Genomic DNA, 18,782 nt, shown 5'->3' on the forward strand with positions numbered 1-18,782 from the left:
GTGTCTTGCCCGAACCCCCCGGCGCGCTTCCCGCTGAGTCTTTTCTGACATGCCCCGCGAAAGTGGGGGTAGGCGAGGTTCCCACGGGGGCAACGACTGCCGATGGACGAGAGAAGGTCATCAGAGTGCCGACTGCGGTGACGACGGAGACGAGGGCTGGAGTCGAGATGGGTACGGAGGGCCTTCCCGTACTCGAATCTCCTCGCAAGGTCGCCCCGAAGGACGCCCGCGAGCTGTCGAAGGTGTTCTTCGACAGGCTGGCGGTGATGGAGGAGGGGACACACGAGTACCAGTACGCGCGGAACACACTGATCGAGATGAACATGTCGCTCGTCCGCTACGCGGCCGGCCGGTTCCGGGCGGCCCGCGGCGACGAGATGGAGGACATCGTCCAGGTCGGCACCATCGGTCTGATCAAGGCCATCGACCGGTTCGACCTCTCACGGGAGGTGGAGTTCACCAGCTTCGCCATCCCCTACATCGTCGGAGAGATCAAGCGCTTCTTCCGTGACACCTCCTGGGCGGTCCACGTACCGCGCCGGTTGCAGGAGGCCCGGGTGGAGCTGGCCAAGGCGACCGAGGAGCTGAGCTCCCGGCTCGGACGCGCACCGAGCGTGGCGGAGCTGGCGACCCTGATGGACCTCTCCGAGGACGAGGTGATCGAGGCGCGGATCGCCTCCAACGGGTACAACTCCGCGTCGCTCGACGCCGCCGTCGGGTCGGACGGCGAGGACGACGGTGAGGCGCTCGCCGACTTCATCGGGGTCGAGGACCCGGCGCTGGAGCTCTTCGAGGACTTCCATACGCTCGCGCCGCTGCTCGTCGAACTCGACGACCGCAGCCGCCGGATCCTGCATCTGCGTTTCGTCGAGGAGCTGACGCAGACGCAGATCGGCAATGAGCTCGGCATCTCCCAGATGCACGTCTCGCGACTGCTCTCCCGCAATCTGGAACGCCTGCGCAAGGGCATGCTCGCCCAGGCGTAGGCACGGAGCGTAGGCACGGATCGACGTCGACGGGGTACCTCCAGTGGTCCAGTGGAACGGCCTCACCAACTGCCTTCTGGTGAGGCCGTTCCGTGCTGCGCGCGGGTGTGGTCCTGCGGGCCGCCGTGGAACTCGTTCGGCAGTTCGGCAGCGGGCAAGGTGCCGTCGTATAGGCACGGCACGGCACGGCAGGGCAGGGCACGGAAGGGCACGGCATTCCACACTCCGCCACGTCGTTCCCCGTGCGTCACATGCCGCGCTTTGCGCAAGGGCTCATTGAGCCTTGTTCGCCCGGCGGCGGGACCGTCGCTTCAGCGACTGCCGCTCGTCATCGCGCAGGCCTCCCCACACGCCCGTCACCTGGCGGGAGTCGTCCATGGCCCAGCGCAGGCATTCCTCACGCACGGGGCAGCCCCGGCAGATCTCCTTGGCCTCCTCCGACTGGACCAGCGCCGGTGCGCCTGTCCCCACCGGGAAGAAAAGGTCGGGGTCGACATCCTGGCAGGCCGCATGTGTACGCCAGCTGTCCAACATCAGTTCCTCCTTTCACCTGGTCGTCTGTCCGTCCTCGTAACCCCGGGCGAGGATTTCACGCCTCCATTCCTGGGATTGGGGTGTGAAAGCCCTCCCTCATAGGGCGTCGAGGCCTACGGCGCGGGGTCGATCCAGGGCTACCTGGTGATCCAGCAGCCCGAGTACAAGGGCGCCGAACCGGCGTCCCCGTACGGGGGCATGCTCCTGGAGACGGTCAACGCGGAGGATGCCTGGGCGCGGGAGAAGAAGTCCCCGAGCTCGTAGGCGCGGACCCCGTGCTGATCGCCTGGGGGGCACCGCGAGCTCGGACCTGCTGTGCTGGGACGCGTCCGGCGGCGTCCCCGCCACGTGGCCGGTCCTGGTGAGCAACCGGGACGACGGCGTGTGGCGGCGCTACGACTGCGGCATGGTCGCGTTCCTCGTGCGTGTGCTGCGCGGGGAGTCCGACGAGTGCCCGCTCGGTGACGTCGCCCTGTTTGCGGTCATCAGGACGAGGCGCGGGCTCCGCGGGGAATCGCCAGGTCCGTCAGGAGCGCCTCACCCGGGCGGAGGTCCGTCCAGGTGCCGTACCACGTCAGGACGGCGATCGCGGAGGTCGGGAACTTGGTCCGTACACGGTCCAGGGCGTCCCCGGCCGCCCTGGCCGCGAGCAGCAGGATCAGGTCCTCGAGGCCCGGGTTGTGCCCGACCAGGACCAAGGTCGCGACCTCGTCGGGTACGCCGTGGAGGACATCGAGCAGTTCCGGGCCGTCCGCCCCGTACAGCCGCGGGTCGTGGCGGGTCGGCACAGGGCCGTCCAGCTCCGCGGCGGCCAGCTCCCAGGTGTGGCGGGCGCGCCGGGCCGGGGAGCACAGGACGAGGTCGGGCAGCCCGCCGGTCTTCGCCAGGAAGCGCCCGGCGGCCGGGGCGTCGCGCAGCCCGCGCGGGCCGAGGGGACGGTCCTGGTCGGGAACGCCCTCCGGCCAGGCGCTCTTGGCGTGCCGCAGGACGAACAGCCGGCGCGGTCGGCCGTCGGCGGATCCGACGCGCTCAGGAGTCTCGGTGGAGGGAGGCACATCCTTGAGCGTAGGGGGTGGGTCGCCGATCGGCCATGGACGCTACGGGTACGTCCATCGCTGCACGGCCATGGACGCTACGGGTACGTCCGCACGTCGTCGTCGTAGTCGCGGGCCCGGTCCCGTACGACCTCGGGCAGTGTGCCCGTCGCCAGGTCCGCGAGGGTCGTGCTCTCCAGGACCTGGCGCAGGCTCGTCCGCACGGCACGCCACACATCCGGCATGGGAGCCGCCGCACCCTGGTACTCCAGGCCCGTCAGCTTCAGGTCCCGCACACTGACGAGTGGTCCGTCCATCGCGCGGATGACGTCGGCGAGGGTGATCTCCGCGGGCGGCCGGGTGAGGGTGTAACCACCGTCGGGGCCGCGCACGCTGCTCACCAGACGCGCCTGCCGCAAGTCGCTGAGCACGACGAAGAGAAAGCGGACGGGGATGTCCTGGCGTCCGGCGATGTCCTCGGCCTTGAGGGGCCGGTCCGGGGAGCAGGCCAACTCGGCCGTGGCCCGGATGGCGTAATCCGTTCGTGCTGAGATCCTCACGGACCCAATGTCTCACGAGTGGCGGGAAGCTGACCTGCGGCAGCGTGTTCCTGACTCGTCAACGCCGCTCCGGCGCGGCGTTGTTGTCCGGAAGCGGCGTTGCCAGTGCACTTTGTTCATCGACATAGTGAACATTGGCCGTTGCAGTACCCCCTGGTTCGGAGGTCTCCGTGGTGTCCGTGGTACCTGTCGTGTCCTCGCCGTCCGCCGAGTCCGACCGTCCTCGATCAACCGTGGCAGTCGTCGGCGCGGGCGCGGCCGGTGCGCTCGTCGCCGTCCAGCTGTGCGAAGCGGCGGCCCGACGCCGTATCCCGCTCGATCTGGTCCTCGTCGACCCCGCGCCGGAGGCGGGCCGGGGCACCGCGTACGCCACCGAGGTACCCGAGCACCGGCTCAACGTGCCCGTCGGCGGCATGAGCTGCTACCCGGACGACCCGGGTCACTTCCGGCGCTGGCTCTGCCGGCACGGCGAATCCACCGTCACCGCGGCGGACTTCGCCTCCCGGTACCGCTACGGCTCGTATCTCGCCGACACGCTCGGCCGGGCCGTCATCACGGCGCACGGCACGGTCTCCGTACGGCGGCTGCGCACCAGGGCGACGGGATGCGCCGACGCGGCCGGGGGGCGGCTGGAACTCCGGCTCGCCGACGGCGGCACGGTGACGGCGGACAGTGTGGTCCTCGCCACCGGGCCCGCGACGGGCCTGGCCGGCTGGGCCCCGGCCGAGCTGGTCGCCTCCGACCGGTTCGTCCCCCGCCCCTGGACGCCGGGCGCGCTCGACGCCATCGGCGAGTCGGACGACGTCCTCCTCGTCGGCACCGGTCTCACCGCCGTCGATCTCGCGCTCGTCCTCGACCGTCCCGGCCGCACGGTGCACGCCGTCTCCCGTGGCGGGCTGCTCCCGCAGCCGCACGCGGTCGCCCCGCTGCCCCCCGTACCGCCGCCGCCGGGCCTCGCCGCCCTCCCGTTCCACCGCCTCCGCAGGGAGTTGACGCGGCACTTCGCCGCCACGCGCCGCGCCCACGGCGACTGGCGGCCCGCACTCGACGGGCTGCGGCCCGAGATCGTACGGCTCTGGCAGGGCCTCAGCGACGACGAGCGGGCGGAGTTCCTCGGCCGTGACGCCACCCTGTGGAACGTGCACCGGCATCGCATGGCACCCTCCACCGCCGAGACCATCGCCCGGGCGCGCGCCGCCCGCAGGCTCCGCGTCCACGCCGGCCGGGTCTCCTCCGCGGCACCGAGGAAGGACGGTGGCCTGATCGTCTCCCTCGCCGACGGCCGTGAGTTGCCCGTGGCATGGGTGGTGGACTGTACGGGGCCGGGGCTGCGGGCCGACGCCGGCGGCGACCCGCTGTGGAGCGGGCTGCTGTCCGACGGCCTCGCCGCACCCGGACCGCTGGGCATCGGTGTGTCCACCGACGGCGGCAGGCTGCTCGACGCCCAGGGGCACCTGGAGCGGCCGCTGTTCACGCTGGGCGCGTCCCGCAGAGGTGAGCTGTGGGAGACGACCGCGATCCCCGAGATCCGTACCCAGGCCAAGGAGATCGCCGAGGCCGTACTCGCCCCGCTCACCAGCGCCCCCCGGCCGGTACGACGCCGGCCCACCGACCAGTTCGGGCTGCCGCTTTCCACCCATGCCGCAGCCGCGGCGTCCTTCCGCTGCGGGCTCGCCCGGGTGATCACGGTACGGGCGAAGGCGGCCGAGTCGTTCGCGCGCGCCACCGAACTGGACCCCGGGTTCGCGCTCGGGCACGCCGCACTCGCCCTGCTCGGTCACGAGTGCGGAGCGGACGTCGACGTCGCCCGGGAGCTGGCGGACGCCCAGCGCAGCGTGCGGGAACGCGGCGACGAGCGGGAGCGGTCGTTCGTCGACGTGGTCACGCGCCGCATCAGGGAGCACGAAGCCCATTCAGGAGCCGCGGGCGACGGAACGGGCGACGGCGACACGGCGCTCGTCGACCACCTCGGCCGGTTCCCCGCCGACGCGTTCGCGCTCGGCATCGCCGTCCCCACCATCGCCTTCTCCGGCGTCGCGGATCTCGACGGCACACTGGCCCTCGGTCTGGTGGAGCGGACCGCGCCCGCCTACGAAGGGCACTGGTTCCACACCTCGCTCCTCTCCTTCGTCCGGCAGGAGCAAGGAAGGATCGAGGAGGCCGGCGAGCTCGCCCGCGCAGCACTCGCCGCACAACCCGCCTCCGGCCACGCCGTGCACGCCCTCGCCCACGTCCACTACGAGTCCGGTGAGCACCGCGCCGGCCGGGACTGAGCTCTTTCCAACCTGCGGCAGGAGCTTGGCGGTTGGGCTGACAGCGTGGTGAAGCCCCTGGTAGATGGGTTTTCGACCAAGAGAACCGTCTCCACCAGAGGCTTCGCATGCTTGTCTACCCGTCGGGTGTCGACGTGTCCAGTTCTGCCCTGCGTTTCCTGTCCACCCGTCTGCGGCAGCACCGTCGTGCGATCGGCTCCCGTTGGCGGCGTCTGAGCGTCGGCCGTCAGGCCCTGCTCGCGCTCGCCCATCTGCGGGTGGGGCACACATACGCCCAGCTCGCAGCCGGATTCGGCATCGGAACCACGACCGCCTACCGGTACGTCACCGAAGCCGTCGACCTCTTGGCCGACCTTGCCCCCACCCTGGCCGACGCCGTGCGAACGGCATCGACGAAAGCGTTCGTGATCCTGGACGGCACGCTCCTGCCGATCGACCGCATCGCCGCGGACCGGCCCTTCTACTCCGGGAAACATAAGAAGCACGGGATGAACGTGCAGGTCCTCACCGACCCCTTCGGTCGGCTGCTGTGGGCCTCGCCGGCCCTGCCCGGCGCCGTCCACGATGTCCGCGCGGCCCGCGAACACGGCATCGTCGACGCCCTTGCCGAGGTCGGCGTCACCTGCTGGGCGGACAAGGCCTATCGGGGTGCCGGTGGAACGGTCCGCACCCCCTACTGGGGCCGCTGGGAAACCCTTTCCACCGGTCAGAAGGCCGTCAACCGCTCGCACGCGAAGATCCGCGCACTCGTCGAGCAGGCCATGGCCACCCTCAAAGCCTGGCGACTTCTCCGCAAGATCCGATGCTCGACCACCCGCATCACCGCACTCGTCCAGGCCGTCCTCGCCCTGCATCTGGCCAGCTCAGAGCGATGATGGAAAAGACTCACTGGCTCGACGGCTGGATCGGCGGCCAGGGGAGGGGCGCCGTGCACCGGGCGCATTTCTCCTGGCACGTGGCGCTCCACGAACTGGCCCTCGACGACTCCGCAGCGGTACGCCGCCGCTGGTTCGCCCAGCTCGCCCCGGGCCAGGTGAACGGGGTGCGGGCCCTCGTCGACTCCGGATCCCTGCTGTGGCGGGCACGCATGTCCCGGAACTGGACCGGCCGCGTCCCCGTCGACGGTGTGCTCGACGCGGTCGCCCGCGATCTGGTCGAACGTCCCGCGACCGCGTTCACGGCCCTGCACAGCGCCGTCGCCCTCACCGCCGCCGGCGACCTCCCCGCACTCCGCCGCCTGCGCGCACACGCGGCCGGCGCGGACCCGGTGCAGCGGGAGGTCGTCGTCCCGCTGTGCAGCGCGCTGGAAGCGGTCCTGGAGGAGGAGTGGGCCACCGCGGTGCGGGAACTGCGCGGACTGCTGCCCTCGCTGCGCCGCGTGGGCGGCAGCGCGGCACAGCGCGAGGTCGTCGAGGAGACCCTGCTGTACGCGCTGGTGGAGGCGGGCCACAGCGACACCGCCCGCCACCTCCTCGAACAACGCCTCGATCGTCGCGCGTCCCCGCTCGACCGGCGCAGGCTGGCCGGTCTGAGCCTCTGACGGACCGGAAGGGCAGTGGACGTCGCACTCCCCACATTCCCCAGTCGGTTCACGCCGTGAACCGACTGGGGCGGAGGGGGGACCATCAGGGCGGAAGCGCTCGATCACCTAGAGCGTGTCTCCTTGATCCGCTTGCCGGTTGATCGGATATGTCCGTCCGATGAGTGATCACTGATGCGATGCGGGACCGGATCAAGCCGTTGATGCCGGCCGATCCGGTCCGCGGTCGGCGATGGGCCGATCACCGCAGAACCCTGGAGGCCCATCGCGTGGAAGTACCGCACCGGTTCGCCCTGGCGGGACCTGCCGGACGAGCTCGGCTCATTCCAGACCGCTCACAAACGACTGCTCAGGTGGGCCGTGGACGGCACCTGGGAACGGATCCTCGCCGCGCTCCTGGCAGCAGCCGACGGTGCTGACGGCATCGGCTGGACCGTGCCGGTGGCACTCCACCGTCCGCCGGGCCCACCAGCACGCCGCTGGAGCCACGACCCGCCCGGACACTGTCTTGGCGGACCACGCGTATTCGTCCCGTGCAATCCGGATGCATCTTCGCGTCGCGGGATCCGTGCTGTCATTCCTCAGGCGTCCGACCAGGTCGGCAACCGTCGGCGCCGAGGCCCCTCGGGTGGCAGGCCACCTGCCTTCGATGCCGAGACATACAAGCAGCGCAATAGCGCCGGTCACGCCGCGGCCCCCGGCGTCGGCGGCCGGCGAAACCGCACGCGGACAAGGGCTACGACTACGACCCCCTGCGCCGGTGGCTCCGTCAGCGGGGCATCCGCCACCGCATCGCCCGCAAGGGCCTCGAGTCCTCACAACGGGCCGGCATCGCTGGGTGGTCGAGCGAACGCACTGGCTTGTCACACCCATCCGCCATGCTCTCCGGCATGAACGAAAACGCCTTCTGGCAGCTCATCGAAACGTGCAGCTCCTCGATCCCCGACCCCGAGGGGGATGAGCTTGCCACCGCCCTGACAGTCCACCTGGCGAACGGCCCAGTATCCGACGTGGTCGGCTTCGCCGAGCAGCTCTCCTGGGCCCTGTACAGGCTCGACCGCAAGGAATACGGCGCTGATCTGTCGAGCGATCAGTTCCTCTACACCCGAGCGGCGGTTGTCGCAGCCGGCCGTGAGGAGTACCAGAGCATACTTCGCAACCCACAGCGGTTCACGCCATATGCCAACGACCTCATCTGGGCCGAGGCGCTGCTCTACGCACCCGACAACGCATACAAGCACCTCACCGGCGACGACTGGGACCGCAGCACCCGATACAGCTACGAGTCGTACTCCAACACTGCCGGGTGGACCGACGTATAGGCACCGACGATCGCTCCCACCGCACCATTTGAAAGGACATCTTAGTCATGCACGAACGCACAGTGGACGGGATCCTGGGCGAGAGCTGGGAGAGCTACGCGCAGGAGGAGATTGCAAATGCTAGCGAGCACTACCCCGGCCGGGACAATGTCGTCGACCTTTTCGGCGAACCCGCTTCGTTCGACGATGTGGTCGCTCCTTTCGGCGCTCAGTGGCCCGGACTGGCAGCCACGCCGTCTGAACCCTGGCCGGACGTCGAGCAGGTAGCGGCGCAGGTGCTGGCCGATCTCACGGGGGATGGCGACGATACTTGGGAGCCGTACATCCTGGACAGGGCCTACTGCAGCACGGAGTTGTCTGCCCTGGCGGAAGAACGCGGCCTGGCAGGCGCAGGCTGCTGGCCCTATGACATGTCAGAGATGCGCATAGTCCTGCGGTCTTGGGAAGAGCGTTTCGGTGCCCGGCTGGTGGGGCTGGGGTACGACCGTCTGATTCTCTCGGTCGCGGCACCCGTCAGGACGATGAGTGAAGCAGAAGCCATCTCCGCCGAACACTTCGCGTTCTCATCCGACAACATCACCCAAGGCGACGACGAGACCCTCCGCGCCTACGCGGCCAACCACATCATGGGCAAACAGATGTGGTCCTTCTGGTGGGACTGAGTCCTTCTTGGATTGACCTGGACCAAGAGAAACAGCCACATAGCGACCCGCCGGACTCAAGCGGCCATCCTCCCGATGCCGGGCCCGTCACCACCGAGCCAGGACCTGGCATCACGCCTGCAACCTCAGTAACTGGGGCCTGCGCATTGTGTGCAGGCCCAGATGTACGGACCAGGCTCGGCGCTGCTAGTGAGGCACCAATCGCTGGAACACCCTGTCCTCTACCTCCCAGTTTGCCCGTTGGTGGCCATGGCACTGTTCCTCGCTGCTACCCCTGAGGACTCCTTCCCAGTCGCGGTGAGAAAAAGGCTCGACCAGGCGGCCCCAGTAGCGTCCCGTGTGCCCATCGGACCAATTGATGGTGAAATCAACACTTTCCCCGTTTGCTGTTCCCTCGAGGTTTGTGCTGGTTACATTGCGGAACTTGGCGAATCCGCTTAGTCGGGGGCCGTCTTGCTCCATGTGGACGTTCACCTTGGTGGCGTTGCTTTGAGTGATCACGTAGTCGCCGGAGATGTTGATGTGTGCCATGTTCCGACACCTTCATCTGTTCTCTCGGATTCGGTGTGTTCTAATTCCAGGCTAGGCATCGACGAGCCGTCCGGCATCTCTTGAGCGCGGAGCTGGAGGCGCCTCGATTGGGGTGACTGCCGGGTCGCTGAAGTAGGGGACGCTGCCGGAGTCTGCGGCGACTGTTCAGCCCTCATGGGCAGCCGCATCCGACTAACCTCGATCTTGCATGACGGCTCGTCAGCTTGGCTGCCGGGCCGTTTCTGCTGATCTGGCCTGGGTGTTTTGTCGGCAGGGATGGCGATGGCCCGGCAGTCGCGTCGGGTGTGCGCCGGGTTCCACGGCTCCGGAAGTGATCGGGTGCTCGTTGGGATTGGACGTTATCGCTGGTCAGCCGGGGTTCGGCAGCGCCTGCAGGCGCTCGAATGCGCTGGTGATCACGTCGGTCCAGGGCCAGTGGCGGGCGAGGCGGAGCACGCGGAGGCGTCCGGTGGTAACGAGTTGGGCGGCGGCGGAGAGCAGCCTCAGCCGCAGGCGCTTGGGCTCCCAGCGGCGAGCGGGTCCGGTCAGGGCGAGCATGGGCATCCAGGCGACCAGGTCGAGTGCGAGCTGGACTATCTCCAGCCAGACCTGGTTCTGCGCGGCCTGGTGCAGGGGGAGGTTGCGCAGGCCGGTGTCGCGGGCGGCGCGGATGCGGTCCTCGGCGCGGGCCCGCTGGCGGTGCCGCAACTCCAGCTGGGCGATCGGGGTCCCGGTGGTGTTGGTGGCGGAGCAGGTCAGCCGCATACCGTCGGCGTCCGTGAAGCGCAACTGCGCGCCGGGGTGGAGCCGTTCCTTGCGAACGATCAGCCGCATCCCCTTCGGCCAACCCTTCAGCACGTCACCAGAGAGTTCGGCGACCCAGGCACCGTCGCGGACCTTGCCGTCCGGCTCGACGGCCAGGGTCCAGGCCGAGGCCGGGACCAGGAACACGGCCTGGTGGATCGCGTCGGTGATGGTCATCCCCACCGAGTAGGACAGCCATCGGCCGCGTGCGGTCATCCAGTTGAGGAACTTATGGGTGCCCCCGCCGGAGTCCGTGCGGATCAGCGTGCGCCGCCCGCACCGGTACTTCCTCGGCAGCTGGGCCAGGGCCAGGCGCGCGGCCTCGATGTGGTCGGCGGCGGTGTTGCTGCCCGCATTGCCCGGCCGCAGCAGGCCAGCGACCGGTTCCCCGGACCCGGCTGGGCCGTGGTCGACGAACGCGAACAGTGGATGGTGGCCGAAGGTCTTCTTCCAGGTCTTGGCGGCGTGCTCCTTCTCGGAGTGCGCCAGGACCAGCACGCCGTCGATATCCACGATCACCTCACCGGCCGCGTCCGGGGCCGCGGCGCCAGCCAACCGCCATGTCTGTTCACGGACTTCGGCCCGTGCGCGCCGGATAGCCGCGAGCGCCCGCGGTCCGGCCGTGGCCAGGGTGTCGACCAGACGGGAGACGGTCGGGTCGGAGGCCACCGGGCCGAACACGCTGGGCTCGGCCCGCAGCATCGCGACATCGGCCAGGCAGTCCCCGCCCAGGGCAACGGCGAGCGCGACATCCAGCAGGACTTTGCCGGGATCGTGTACCGCTCTGGGCTTGCGCCACGAGGTGAGCGCCGCCGACAGCGCGTCGGCCAGCCCTGTCCGGCGGGCTGTCTCCACGAGTAGCACTGCGACGGCCTGCGAGACCACCCCGCGGCCGCCTCCCGATATCCGCACACGCGGGTACGACCCGATACGCTTACTCACCTGGGAAGTGCCTCCGACGGGTGCGGGAACAAGGGCCTAGACAATCCTCATTCTGGCTGGTCAGAGGCACTTTTTGCTTAGCTGATCACCTGTCGGACGGTGAGCGCGAGGCTAAGGCGTCACGGGTTCCAGCCGCAGCCGCCGGGTCGGCCAGGGTGATGGCTCGGCCGGGCCGAACCAGACCCGGGCGTCCTCCCCGGTGCGGACGGGCAGACGGGGAAAATCGTTCTCGGCGTGCTCGGTGCGGTGCAGCGCATGGCCCGGACCCAGGTGCCGGGCGGCGTACGCATCGAAGGCGGCCGGGACGGTGGGGTGGCAGACGGTCGCGAACACTTCACCGGCGCCGGGCGGAGGTGTGAAGCCCGGGCCGCGCAGCAGCAGGACGTTGTCGCTGTCGACCATGGTGGCGTTGGCCGCGTCGCGGTGCTCCCGCCAGACCGGGCCGGTGTAGAACGCCTCCAGCGCGCGCCGGCGGTGCGCCATGTCGGGGAAGGCGCGCAGCCAGACGAAGCGGTCCGGGTCGTCCAGGTCGCGGAAACGGCCTCCGACGGTGATGCCGACCGCCTGCTGACCGATCACGAACTCGCGCTCGAACAGCTCGATCAGTGTCTCCCGGGCACCAGGATGCAGGGTGTACTGCCGGAGTTCGACGATGCTCATCCGCCGACCCGCCCCGTGCGGGTGAGATCCATGGTCCAGTTGAGCTCCCAGGAGCGGCCGTCGTCGACGGAGAACTCCTGCTCCCAGCGGGGGGCAGCGTCCGGGCCGCGGCGGTACCAGGCGAAGTGCACTCGGATCGGCCGGCCGTTGTAGGTGTCCTCTCCGTGGAAATCGCCGCGGTCACCGGTGAAGCCGCCGACCACCGGCGGATCCAGTCGGCCCGTCCGGCTGTCGGACCAGCGGATCGACCAGCGCTCCGTCTGCCGGTCGAACAGCCGCAGGGTCACGCCCTGACGGCCGAGGGTGGGAAAGGTGATCTCGTCAATGTTGCCAGCACCCCCGAAAAGCGGCCGGACCACCGCGTGACCGGGGAACTCCACCCAGGTGCCGGGGCCCGAGCCGAGTGGTGCGGTGAGACGGCGGTTGGCCACGTCCCAGGAGCCGTGCAGGAAGTCGAAGTCGTCCATGCGCCGCAGGTTAGGGCCGATCTGCTGACACCCCCTGTCAGTGGATACTGAGCGGCATGCGTGCGAGTCGGCTGGTCACCCTGCTTCTGCTGCTCCAGAACCGGGGCCGGATGACGGCCCGGCAGCTGGCCGAGGAATTGGAGGTCTCCGTCCGGACCGTCTACCGGGACGTCGAGGCGCTCGGCGCCGCCGGTATTCCGCTGTACGGTGACGCCGGACACGCGGGCGGCTACCAACTAGTCGACGGCTACCGGACCCGGCTCACCGGACTGACCGCGGACGAGGCGCAGGCCGCGTTCCTTGCCGCACTCCCCGGCGCCGCCGCCGAGCTCGGCCTCGGCGAGGCGCTCGCCACCGCCCAGCTCAAGCTGCGGGCCGCCCTTCCGGCGGAGCTGCGCGAGCACGCCGAGCGGATCCAGGAGCGCTTCCTGCTCGACGCCCCCGGCTGGTACGGCGACGCCGACTGTACGCCTCACCTGACCGCGGCCGCCGCCGCGGTGTGGGCCCGGCGGGCGGTGGTACTGCGGTACCGGCGCTGGCGGGCGCCGGAGGAGATCGAGCGGCGGGTGGAGCCGTACGGGCTCGTGCTCAAGGCCGGCCGCTGGTACCTGGTCGCCGACGGGCCATCCGGGATCCGCACCTACCGGGTCGACCAGATCCTCGAACTCCGGCCATTGGAAGACGAGTTCGCCATCCCGGACGGGTTCGACCTGATTAGGCATTGGAACAGCTATCTGGCCGACTTCCGAGCGCGACTACACACCGGGGAGGCCCTGGTACGGCTCACCCCGGAGGGCGCCCGCCGCCTCGGCGTCACATCCACCGGTGACGGATGGACGGAGGCCCGGGTGCCCATCGAGTCGATCGATCACGCCCACGGCGAGTTCCTGCGGCTGGGCACCGACGTCGAGGTCATGGCACCGGCTGAACTCCGCGACCGCATCGCCGAGACGGTACGGACCCTGGCCACCCGCTACGAAGGGTGGCCCTGGGCAGAGGCTTCTCCCGGCCGGGGCACCGACCACCCGCTCCCTCCGCCCTGCACCCGCACATGCGTGTAGGACCCTGTACGCATCTTCACCTGAGGAGTGCAGCTTTCTTGACGACGACAAGACTCTAGACCCGTCCCATCGACCCAGGTCAGCGGCACTCCTCACTTCTTTGATCACACGTCAGACGGCCACGCTCGTGAAAGCGCGAGGCTAACTGGCCGTCCCGTCAAAGAGGCAGGCTCCAGTCCGCGGTGAGCGGCCGGCCCAACTCCGCGCCGAGCGCGACCTGGAGGCGTACAGCGAAGCGTTCGCTGTCGAGCAGGACACCGCCGCAGTCGAATATCACGAGCTCAATCGGCTTGATCGTTTCCACAGCGCAGGTGGCGGGGTCCTACGAGGTCACGGCTGCTCGGCGATCAGTGGGGAGAGCGGTCGCTCGAAGAAGGTCTCCAGGACCACCGTGGCCTGGGTCCCGCTGACCCCGTCGATGGCGTAGATCCGCCGCAGCACGTCCTGCAGCTGCTCGGTGGTCGCGGTCCTGACCTTCACCAGTACCGAGGCGCTGCCGGCGATGACGTGGGCCTCCAGGATCTCGGGGAGGGCGGCGAAGGCCTCCGCGGAATCGCCCATCCAGGAGGTCGAGTCGACCATCACGTAGGCCAGGACGGCGCTGCCCACCGCCGCCGGGTCCACATCGACCGCGGTGCGCCGGATGACGCCGCGCTCCCGCAGCTTCCGTACGCGCTCGTGGGCGGCGCCGGCGGACAGGCCGACGGCCTGGCCCAGCGCGGCGTAGGACTGGGTGGCGTCCTGCTGGAGTTGAGCCAGCAGGACGCGATCGATGTGATCCACAATTCCCCATTCGCGATCTTCTTGCGCTGACCGTATCCCATCCTGCAATGTTCACCTCAAGCCGGATCAGGTTCGGCGCATGAGGGCTTCAGGAAGGGACGGACACGATGGCGAACGAGGGCCCCGGGCTGTACGAGATGTTCGACGAGCGGTTCCGCACCGGACGGTGCATGAACGGCGACGACGCACTGGAGCTCCTGTACACCGGCTGCCGCTGGGCCGAGGGGCCGATCTACCTGCCGGCCTGGCGGCAGCTGATCTGGAGCGACATCCCCAACGACCGGATGCTTCGCTGGGACGAGGAGACGGGCGCCGTCACCGTCTTCCGTCGCTCCGCCGGGCACACCAACGGCAACACCCTCGACCGCCAGGGCCGGCTGATCACCTGTGAGCAGGGCAACCGTCGGGTGACCCGCACCGAACACGACGGCACCATCACCGTGTTGGCGGACCGGTGGAACGGCAAGCGACTGAACAGCCCGAACGACGCGGCCGTGAAGTCCGACGGTTCGATCTGGTTCTCCGATCCGGACTTCGGCATCACCAGCGACTACGAGGGGTACCGCGCGGAGAGCGAGATCGGCGCCAACAACGTCTACCGCATCGATCCCGCCACCGGTGAAGTGCGGCTGGTCGCCGACTGCTTCGCCGCGCCGAACGGGCTGGTCTTCTCGGACGACGAGCGGCAGCTGTTCGTCTCCGACACCCGAGCGGGCTTCATCCGGGTCTTCGACGTACGCGACGACGGCACCCTGTCCGAGGGCAAGGTCTTCGCCGACGCGGCGGGCCGCGAGAAGGCCCGCTTCGACAACCTCCGCTTCGACGACGGCGGCCGGCTCTGGGTCGCCGCGATGGACGACGGGGTGCACTGCTACGACCCCGACGGCACCCTGATCGGGCGGCTCAACGTCCCGGAGGCGGTGGCCAACATCTCCTGGGGCGGCGCCAAGCGCAACCGCCTCTTCCTCACCGCGGAGACCAGCCTCTACTCGGTGGTCATGGGCGCCACGGGCACCCACCCGACCGGACCGGGGCGTCGGCCCTGGCTGGACTCGGCGGCCCGCTGACCACAGGCCGCGGTACGTCCACGGCAGGGATCTCCGGACGGGCCGGCGGGCCTGGTGCGCGGGTCACTTGACGGCTCCGGCGGTCATGCCCGCGCGCCAGAAGCGCTGCAGGGCCAGGAAGGCGATGACCAGCGGGACCACCGAGACGAGCGAGCCGATGACCACGAGCGGTGCCGGGACGGCGACCCCGTGGCTGGCGTTCCAGCCGACGAGGCCGACGGTGACGGGCTGCAGGTGGTCGTCGCTGAGCACCATCGCCGGCAGCAGGTAGTTGTTCCAGATGTCGACGAACTGGAACAGGAAGACGGTCACGAGCGCGGGCAGCATCATCGGCATCGCGACGGTGCGGAAGATGCGGAACTCCCCGGCCCCGTCGAGGCGTCCGGCCTCGATCACCTCGTCAGGTATCGACTGGACCGCGAAGACACGCGCCAGGTAGACACCGAACGGGCTGACGATGCTCGGCAGCAGGACGGCGAGCGGATTGTCGATCAGACCGATCCCGGAGAACATCAGATACAGCGGCAGGGTGAAGAGGATCTTCGGGACGAGCACGGCGGCGAGTACCGCGCCGAAGAGCATTCCGCGGCCACGGAACTCGTACTTCGCCAGCAGGTAGCCGGCCATGGCGGACAACAGGGTTCCGGCGAGCGCGCCGATGCCGCAGTAGAGGACGCTGTTGAGCATCCAGCGCCAGAAGATCCCGTCGTTCTGGGCAGTGAGCCTGGCGACGTTGTCGACGAGGCCGAAGCCGTCGAACCAGAGGCCGTTGCCGCTGAACTGGCGGCCGAAGGGCTTCGTGACGGCGACGAAGAGCCACCACAGCGGGAAGAGGAAGTACACGGTGGAGATCAGCAGGGGCGCGAGGACGGCGGTTCGGCCCGCCGCGGTCGTCGCCCGCCTGCTTCCGGACGGTCCGGAGCCTCGGGTCGGGCCGCTCATGCCTTGTCCCCTCTGTCGGTCAGCTTGAAGAACACGAAGGACAGGACGCCCACGGAGAGGGCGAGGACCACGGACTGCGCCGCGGCGTACGGGTAGTTGCCCGCGGCCACCGCGGCCTGGGCGGACATGATCGGGGTGAAGGCCGAGGTGATCGCGCCGCTGGATATCGGCTGGAGCACGGCCGGCTCGTTGTACAGCTGCGCCGAGCCGATGATGGAGAACACCGCGGTGAGGACGAGCGAGCTGCGCACGGCCGGGATCTTGATGCTCCACGCGGTCCGCAGCGCGGACGCGCCGTCCACTCTGGCGGCCTCCAGGACCTCGGCGGGGATGGTCTGGAGCGCGCTGTAGATGATGATCATGTTGTAGCCGGTCCAGCTCCACGTGACGATGTTCGCCACCGACCAGAGTGCGATGCCCCCGTCGAAGAAGGGGATGCGGATGCCCAGGGGCTCCAGGAGGTGGTTGAGCGGGCTGGACTCCGAGGAGTACATGAACGACCAGACCAGAGCCGCGCTCACCCCCGGGATCGCGTAGGGCAGGAACGCGCCGAGACGGAAGAACCCCTTGCCGCGAGCCGACTTCGCGTCGATGAGCAGCGCGAGGCCGAGCGCGAGCCCGAGCATGACCGGCACCTGGACGACGGCGAAGAGACCGACCCGCCCCAGCCCCGCGAGGAAGTCCTCGTCCGCGAACGCCGTGGCGAAGTTGTGGAAGGGGTCGAACTCCCTCGTGGGCGGCGTCAGTCCGAGCCCCGAGCGCCTGACGACGTAGAGGCTGCTCACCGTCGCGTAGACGATGGGGGCCACGTACATCGCCAGGAAGAGGAGGACGAACGGTCCGCCGAACAGCAACAGCGTGCGTCTGCTCAACGCGGTCTCCCGCGCTCGCCGCCGCGGCAGCGACCTGACCCTTCGTGACGGTGCGGCGGTCCGCGCCGCGCGTGTCCCCGGCGGGGACACGCTGTGTTGTGTGCTCACTGGTTCTCTTCCGGTTCTCGTCCAGTCCGACGCCGAGTGCGGGGAGGGGCGGCCGGCCATGGGGGAAGCCGGCCGCCGGTCTGCGGGCACGGCTACTTCGCCACCTGCAGGCCCTGGTTCCGGAGCTCGGCGACCGTCTTGTCCTGGGTGGTGGTCAGCGCGTCCTTGAACGTGCCCTTGCCGGCCCATGCCTTGCCGAGTGCGTCGTCGAGGTCCGCCGTGGTCTTGGTCATGACCGGGCCCCAGGTCCAATCGGTCGAGACGTTCCTGGACGCCCGGGCGAAGACGTCGTAGATCGGCTGGCCGCCGAAGTACGGGTCCTTGGCCTTGAGCTGCGGAAGGTCCTTCAGCCCGTACGAGGCCGGGTAGAGCGACGCCTTCGTGACCAGCTCGCCGTAGGTGGTGCGGTCGGTGCTGAGCCAGTGGGCGAACGTCCAGGCCGCCTTGGTGGTCTCGCAGCCCTTGAGGACGGCGGTGGCCGAGCCGCCCGCGTTGCCCACGGCGGTGTCGCCGGCCTTCCACTGGGGCATCGGTGCCACGGCCCAGTCGCCCGCGCCGTCCTTGGCGCCGCCCTTGATCACACCGGCCTGCCAGACGGCCCCGACGACCGTGGCGATCTTGCCGTTGCCGAGACCCGTGTACCACGCCTGGTCGTACATGGGTGCGGGGCTGATGAGCCCGTCGTGGACCAGGCCCTGCCAGTAGGAGGCGACCTTCTGGTTGGCCTCCGAGGCGACGCCGACCTTCCAGGCGTCGCCCTCGACGCCGAACCAGCTCGCGCCGGCCTGCCAGGCGAGGCCGGCGTAGTCGTAGTTCAGGTACGGGGACGAGATGTACCGGCCCGGGCCGGAGGCGTGGATCTTCTTCGCCTGCTCCTTGTACTCGGCCCAGGTCGCCGGGGGCTTCAGACCGAGGGAGTCGTAGAGCTTCTTGTTGTAGAACAGCGCCATCGGAGCCGTGTCCACAGGAGCTCCGTACAGCGCGTCACCCAGGGAGACCGCGTGCAGGGCCGCCGGAAGGAAGTCCGCCGTGTCCTGCCGGGCCACCTTCGAGACGTCCTGGAGGGCGCCCTGGGCGGCGAAGCTCGGCAGCGTCTCGAAACCGACCTGGGCCAGACAGGGCGCGTTTCCGGCCTGGACCGCGTTCAGCATCTTCTGGTAGCCGCCCTTGGCGCCGGGCTGCACCTCCTGGTAGGTGACCTTGATCCCGGGGTGCGTCTTGTTGAACGCCTTGACGGCGTCCGCGTAGCCGGGGGCCCAGCCCCAGAACGTCAGCTCCGCGGACTCGCCGCCGTCCGATCCGCCGTCCGATCCGCCGCGCGATCCGCCGTCCGATCCGCTGTCCGCCGAGCATCCGGCGAGCACCAGTGCGAGAGCGGTGGCCACGGTTGTGCCGACGACGCGGGAGCGGGATGCCTTCACGGCCCCTCCTTGGATGGGCAAGGTCGGACCCGCGCATGAGAGGCGGGCCCGCTGTGGGTTGGGTTTGGCAGCGAGGCCGGCACGGGGGCACGCTCCTTGCGCTGATGGCCGGAACTATGGCACCGAATGTTATCGATGCCAATACCTGTCTCATGTATTGCTCTTCACCATGTGTCACAGGCATGGTGTCGATATCAATCGATCGTCAGGGGA

Annotated in this window: 19 protein-coding genes and 3 pseudogenes; 10 read left to right on the forward strand and 12 right to left on the reverse strand. The window is 69.4% G+C overall.

Going from position 1 to position 18,782, the window contains the following annotated elements; all coding sequences use genetic code 11:
• Window positions 1-167 precede the first annotated feature (167 nt).
• Entirely contained in the window at window positions 168-986 is an 819-nt protein-coding gene (locus tag OG361_RS37650) for an RNA polymerase sigma factor SigF (RefSeq protein WP_405860915.1), read from the forward strand.
• 273 nt (window positions 987-1,259) lie between these two features.
• On the opposite strand, the gene OG361_RS37655 is transcribed toward OG361_RS37650, so the two are convergent.
• The 3 genes from OG361_RS37655 to OG361_RS37665 all read right to left on the reverse strand — a co-directional run bounded on the left by OG361_RS37655 (window position 1,260) and on the right by OG361_RS37665 (window position 3,114).
• Window positions 1,260-1,517, reverse strand: a complete 258-nt coding sequence (locus OG361_RS37655) for a WhiB family transcriptional regulator (protein WP_405862650.1) — start codon at window positions 1,515-1,517, stop codon at window positions 1,260-1,262.
• Window positions 1,518-2,005: 488 nt separating this feature from the next.
• Window positions 2,006-2,575: a SixA phosphatase family protein gene (locus OG361_RS37660; RefSeq protein WP_405860917.1), complete on the reverse strand. Its 570-nt coding sequence runs from the start codon at window positions 2,573-2,575 to the stop codon at window positions 2,006-2,008.
• Window positions 2,576-2,652: 77 nt separating this feature from the next.
• On the reverse strand, window positions 2,653-3,114 hold the full coding sequence (locus OG361_RS37665) for an RrF2 family transcriptional regulator (RefSeq protein WP_384575820.1): 462 nt from the start codon (window positions 3,112-3,114) through the stop codon (window positions 2,653-2,655).
• Window positions 3,115-3,347: 233 nt separating this feature from the next.
• On the opposite strand from OG361_RS37665, the gene OG361_RS37670 reads away from it, so the two are divergent.
• The 7 genes and pseudogenes from OG361_RS37670 (at window position 3,348) to OG361_RS37700 (ending at window position 8,911) form a co-directional block, all read left to right on the forward strand.
• A complete protein-coding gene (locus OG361_RS37670; RefSeq protein WP_405860919.1) occupies window positions 3,348-5,387 on the forward strand; it encodes an FAD/NAD(P)-binding protein in 2,040 nt (679 codons plus the stop codon).
• Between the two features lie 107 nt (window positions 5,388-5,494).
• Window positions 5,495-6,262 carry an IS5 family transposase gene (locus OG361_RS37675; protein WP_405852224.1) on the forward strand — a complete coding sequence of 256 codons (768 nt, stop codon included), beginning with the start codon at window positions 5,495-5,497 and terminating at the stop codon, window positions 6,260-6,262.
• A gap of 11 nt (window positions 6,263-6,273) precedes the next feature.
• A pseudogene (locus OG361_RS37680) lies at window positions 6,274-6,927 on the forward strand (lycopene cyclase); the annotation flags it as partial.
• A gap of 179 nt (window positions 6,928-7,106) precedes the next feature.
• Window positions 7,107-7,605: pseudogene (locus tag OG361_RS37685) on the forward strand (transposase); the annotation flags it as partial.
• 2 nt (window positions 7,606-7,607) lie between these two features.
• Window positions 7,608-7,828 (forward strand): annotated as a pseudogene (locus tag OG361_RS37690) (IS5/IS1182 family transposase); the annotation flags it as partial.
• A complete protein-coding gene (locus OG361_RS37695) occupies window positions 7,818-8,249 on the forward strand; it encodes a DUF4240 domain-containing protein (RefSeq protein ID WP_405862652.1) in 432 nt (143 codons plus the stop codon). The pseudogene OG361_RS37690 and the gene OG361_RS37695, both read left to right, overlap by 11 nt.
• A gap of 47 nt (window positions 8,250-8,296) precedes the next feature.
• Window positions 8,297-8,911, forward strand: a complete 615-nt coding sequence (locus OG361_RS37700) for a DUF4253 domain-containing protein (RefSeq protein WP_405860921.1) — start codon at window positions 8,297-8,299, stop codon at window positions 8,909-8,911.
• A 186-nt stretch (window positions 8,912-9,097) separates the two neighbouring features.
• On the opposite strand, the gene OG361_RS37705 is transcribed toward OG361_RS37700, so the two are convergent.
• The 4 genes from OG361_RS37705 to OG361_RS37720 all read right to left on the reverse strand — a co-directional run bounded on the left by OG361_RS37705 (window position 9,098) and on the right by OG361_RS37720 (window position 12,315).
• A complete protein-coding gene (locus OG361_RS37705; protein WP_405860923.1) occupies window positions 9,098-9,442 on the reverse strand; it encodes a hypothetical protein in 345 nt (114 codons plus the stop codon).
• Between the two features lie 369 nt (window positions 9,443-9,811).
• Entirely contained in the window at window positions 9,812-11,188 is a 1,377-nt protein-coding gene (locus OG361_RS37710; protein ID WP_405860924.1) for an IS1380 family transposase, read from the reverse strand.
• 111 nt (window positions 11,189-11,299) lie between these two features.
• Window positions 11,300-11,848, reverse strand: a complete 549-nt coding sequence (locus OG361_RS37715) for an NIPSNAP family protein (protein WP_388784500.1) — start codon at window positions 11,846-11,848, stop codon at window positions 11,300-11,302.
• Window positions 11,845-12,315: a hypothetical protein gene (locus OG361_RS37720; RefSeq protein ID WP_405860927.1), complete on the reverse strand. Its 471-nt coding sequence runs from the start codon at window positions 12,313-12,315 to the stop codon at window positions 11,845-11,847. The genes OG361_RS37715 and OG361_RS37720 overlap by 4 nt, the downstream gene beginning before the upstream one ends.
• Before the next feature lie 56 nt (window positions 12,316-12,371).
• Here OG361_RS37720 and OG361_RS37725 point away from each other — a divergent pair, with 56 nt between their 5' ends.
• Window positions 12,372-13,376, forward strand: a complete 1,005-nt coding sequence (locus OG361_RS37725; protein WP_405860928.1) for a helix-turn-helix transcriptional regulator — start codon at window positions 12,372-12,374, stop codon at window positions 13,374-13,376.
• Between the two features lie 157 nt (window positions 13,377-13,533).
• Here the strand turns inward: OG361_RS37725 and OG361_RS37730 are convergent, their stop codons facing one another.
• Both OG361_RS37730 and OG361_RS37735 read right to left on the reverse strand, forming a co-directional pair.
• Complete coding sequence (locus OG361_RS37730) at window positions 13,534-13,680, reverse strand: hypothetical protein (protein WP_405860930.1); 147 nt, start codon at window positions 13,678-13,680, stop codon at window positions 13,534-13,536.
• 26 nt (window positions 13,681-13,706) lie between these two features.
• On the reverse strand, window positions 13,707-14,159 hold the full coding sequence (locus OG361_RS37735) for an Lrp/AsnC family transcriptional regulator (RefSeq protein WP_405860932.1): 453 nt from the start codon (window positions 14,157-14,159) through the stop codon (window positions 13,707-13,709).
• Window positions 14,160-14,266: 107 nt separating this feature from the next.
• Between OG361_RS37735 and OG361_RS37740 the strand changes: the two genes are divergently transcribed.
• Window positions 14,267-15,226, forward strand: coding sequence for an SMP-30/gluconolactonase/LRE family protein (locus tag OG361_RS37740; RefSeq protein WP_405860934.1), 960 nt, complete (start codon window positions 14,267-14,269; stop codon window positions 15,224-15,226).
• A gap of 63 nt (window positions 15,227-15,289) precedes the next feature.
• Here the strand turns inward: OG361_RS37740 and OG361_RS37745 are convergent, their stop codons facing one another.
• The 3 genes from OG361_RS37745 to OG361_RS37755 form a co-directional block, all read right to left on the reverse strand.
• Window positions 15,290-16,168, reverse strand: coding sequence for a carbohydrate ABC transporter permease (locus tag OG361_RS37745; protein WP_405860936.1), 879 nt, complete (start codon window positions 16,166-16,168; stop codon window positions 15,290-15,292).
• Window positions 16,165-17,040, reverse strand: a complete 876-nt coding sequence (locus tag OG361_RS37750; protein ID WP_405860938.1) for a carbohydrate ABC transporter permease — start codon at window positions 17,038-17,040, stop codon at window positions 16,165-16,167. Before OG361_RS37750 ends, OG361_RS37745 begins: the two co-directional genes overlap by 4 nt.
• 200 nt (window positions 17,041-17,240) lie before the next feature.
• Window positions 17,241-18,569, reverse strand: a complete 1,329-nt coding sequence (locus tag OG361_RS37755) for an ABC transporter substrate-binding protein (RefSeq protein ID WP_405860940.1) — start codon at window positions 18,567-18,569, stop codon at window positions 17,241-17,243.
• Between the last annotated feature and the right edge of the window lie 213 nt (window positions 18,570-18,782).

Origin of the sequence: Streptomyces sp. NBC_00090 (genome assembly GCF_045160815.1) — a bacterium.
Lineage (GTDB): Bacteria > Actinomycetota > Actinomycetes > Streptomycetales > Streptomycetaceae > Streptomyces.

Excerpts from the sequence above, each read along its gene's own strand:
- OG361_RS37650 (WP_405860915.1), top strand. The coding sequence starts at position 168 with ATGGGTACGGAGGGCCTTCCCGTACTCGAATCTCCTCGCAAGGTCGCC.
- OG361_RS37675 (WP_405852224.1), top strand. The coding sequence starts at position 5,495 with ATGCTTGTCTACCCGTCGGGTGTCGACGTGTCCAGTTCTGCCCTGCGT.
- OG361_RS37695 (WP_405862652.1), top strand. The coding sequence starts at position 7,818 with ATGAACGAAAACGCCTTCTGGCAGCTCATCGAAACGTGCAGCTCCTCG.
- OG361_RS37700 (WP_405860921.1), top strand. The coding sequence starts at position 8,297 with ATGCACGAACGCACAGTGGACGGGATCCTGGGCGAGAGCTGGGAGAGC.
- OG361_RS37705 (WP_405860923.1), bottom strand. The coding sequence starts at position 9,442 with ATGGCACACATCAACATCTCCGGCGACTACGTGATCACTCAAAGCAAC.
- OG361_RS37715 (WP_388784500.1), bottom strand. The coding sequence starts at position 11,848 with ATGAGCATCGTCGAACTCCGGCAGTACACCCTGCATCCTGGTGCCCGG.
- OG361_RS37720 (WP_405860927.1), bottom strand. The coding sequence starts at position 12,315 with ATGGACGACTTCGACTTCCTGCACGGCTCCTGGGACGTGGCCAACCGC.
- OG361_RS37725 (WP_405860928.1), top strand. The coding sequence starts at position 12,372 with ATGCGTGCGAGTCGGCTGGTCACCCTGCTTCTGCTGCTCCAGAACCGG.
- OG361_RS37740 (WP_405860934.1), top strand. The coding sequence starts at position 14,267 with ATGGCGAACGAGGGCCCCGGGCTGTACGAGATGTTCGACGAGCGGTTC.
- OG361_RS37745 (WP_405860936.1), bottom strand. The coding sequence starts at position 16,168 with ATGAGCGGCCCGACCCGAGGCTCCGGACCGTCCGGAAGCAGGCGGGCG.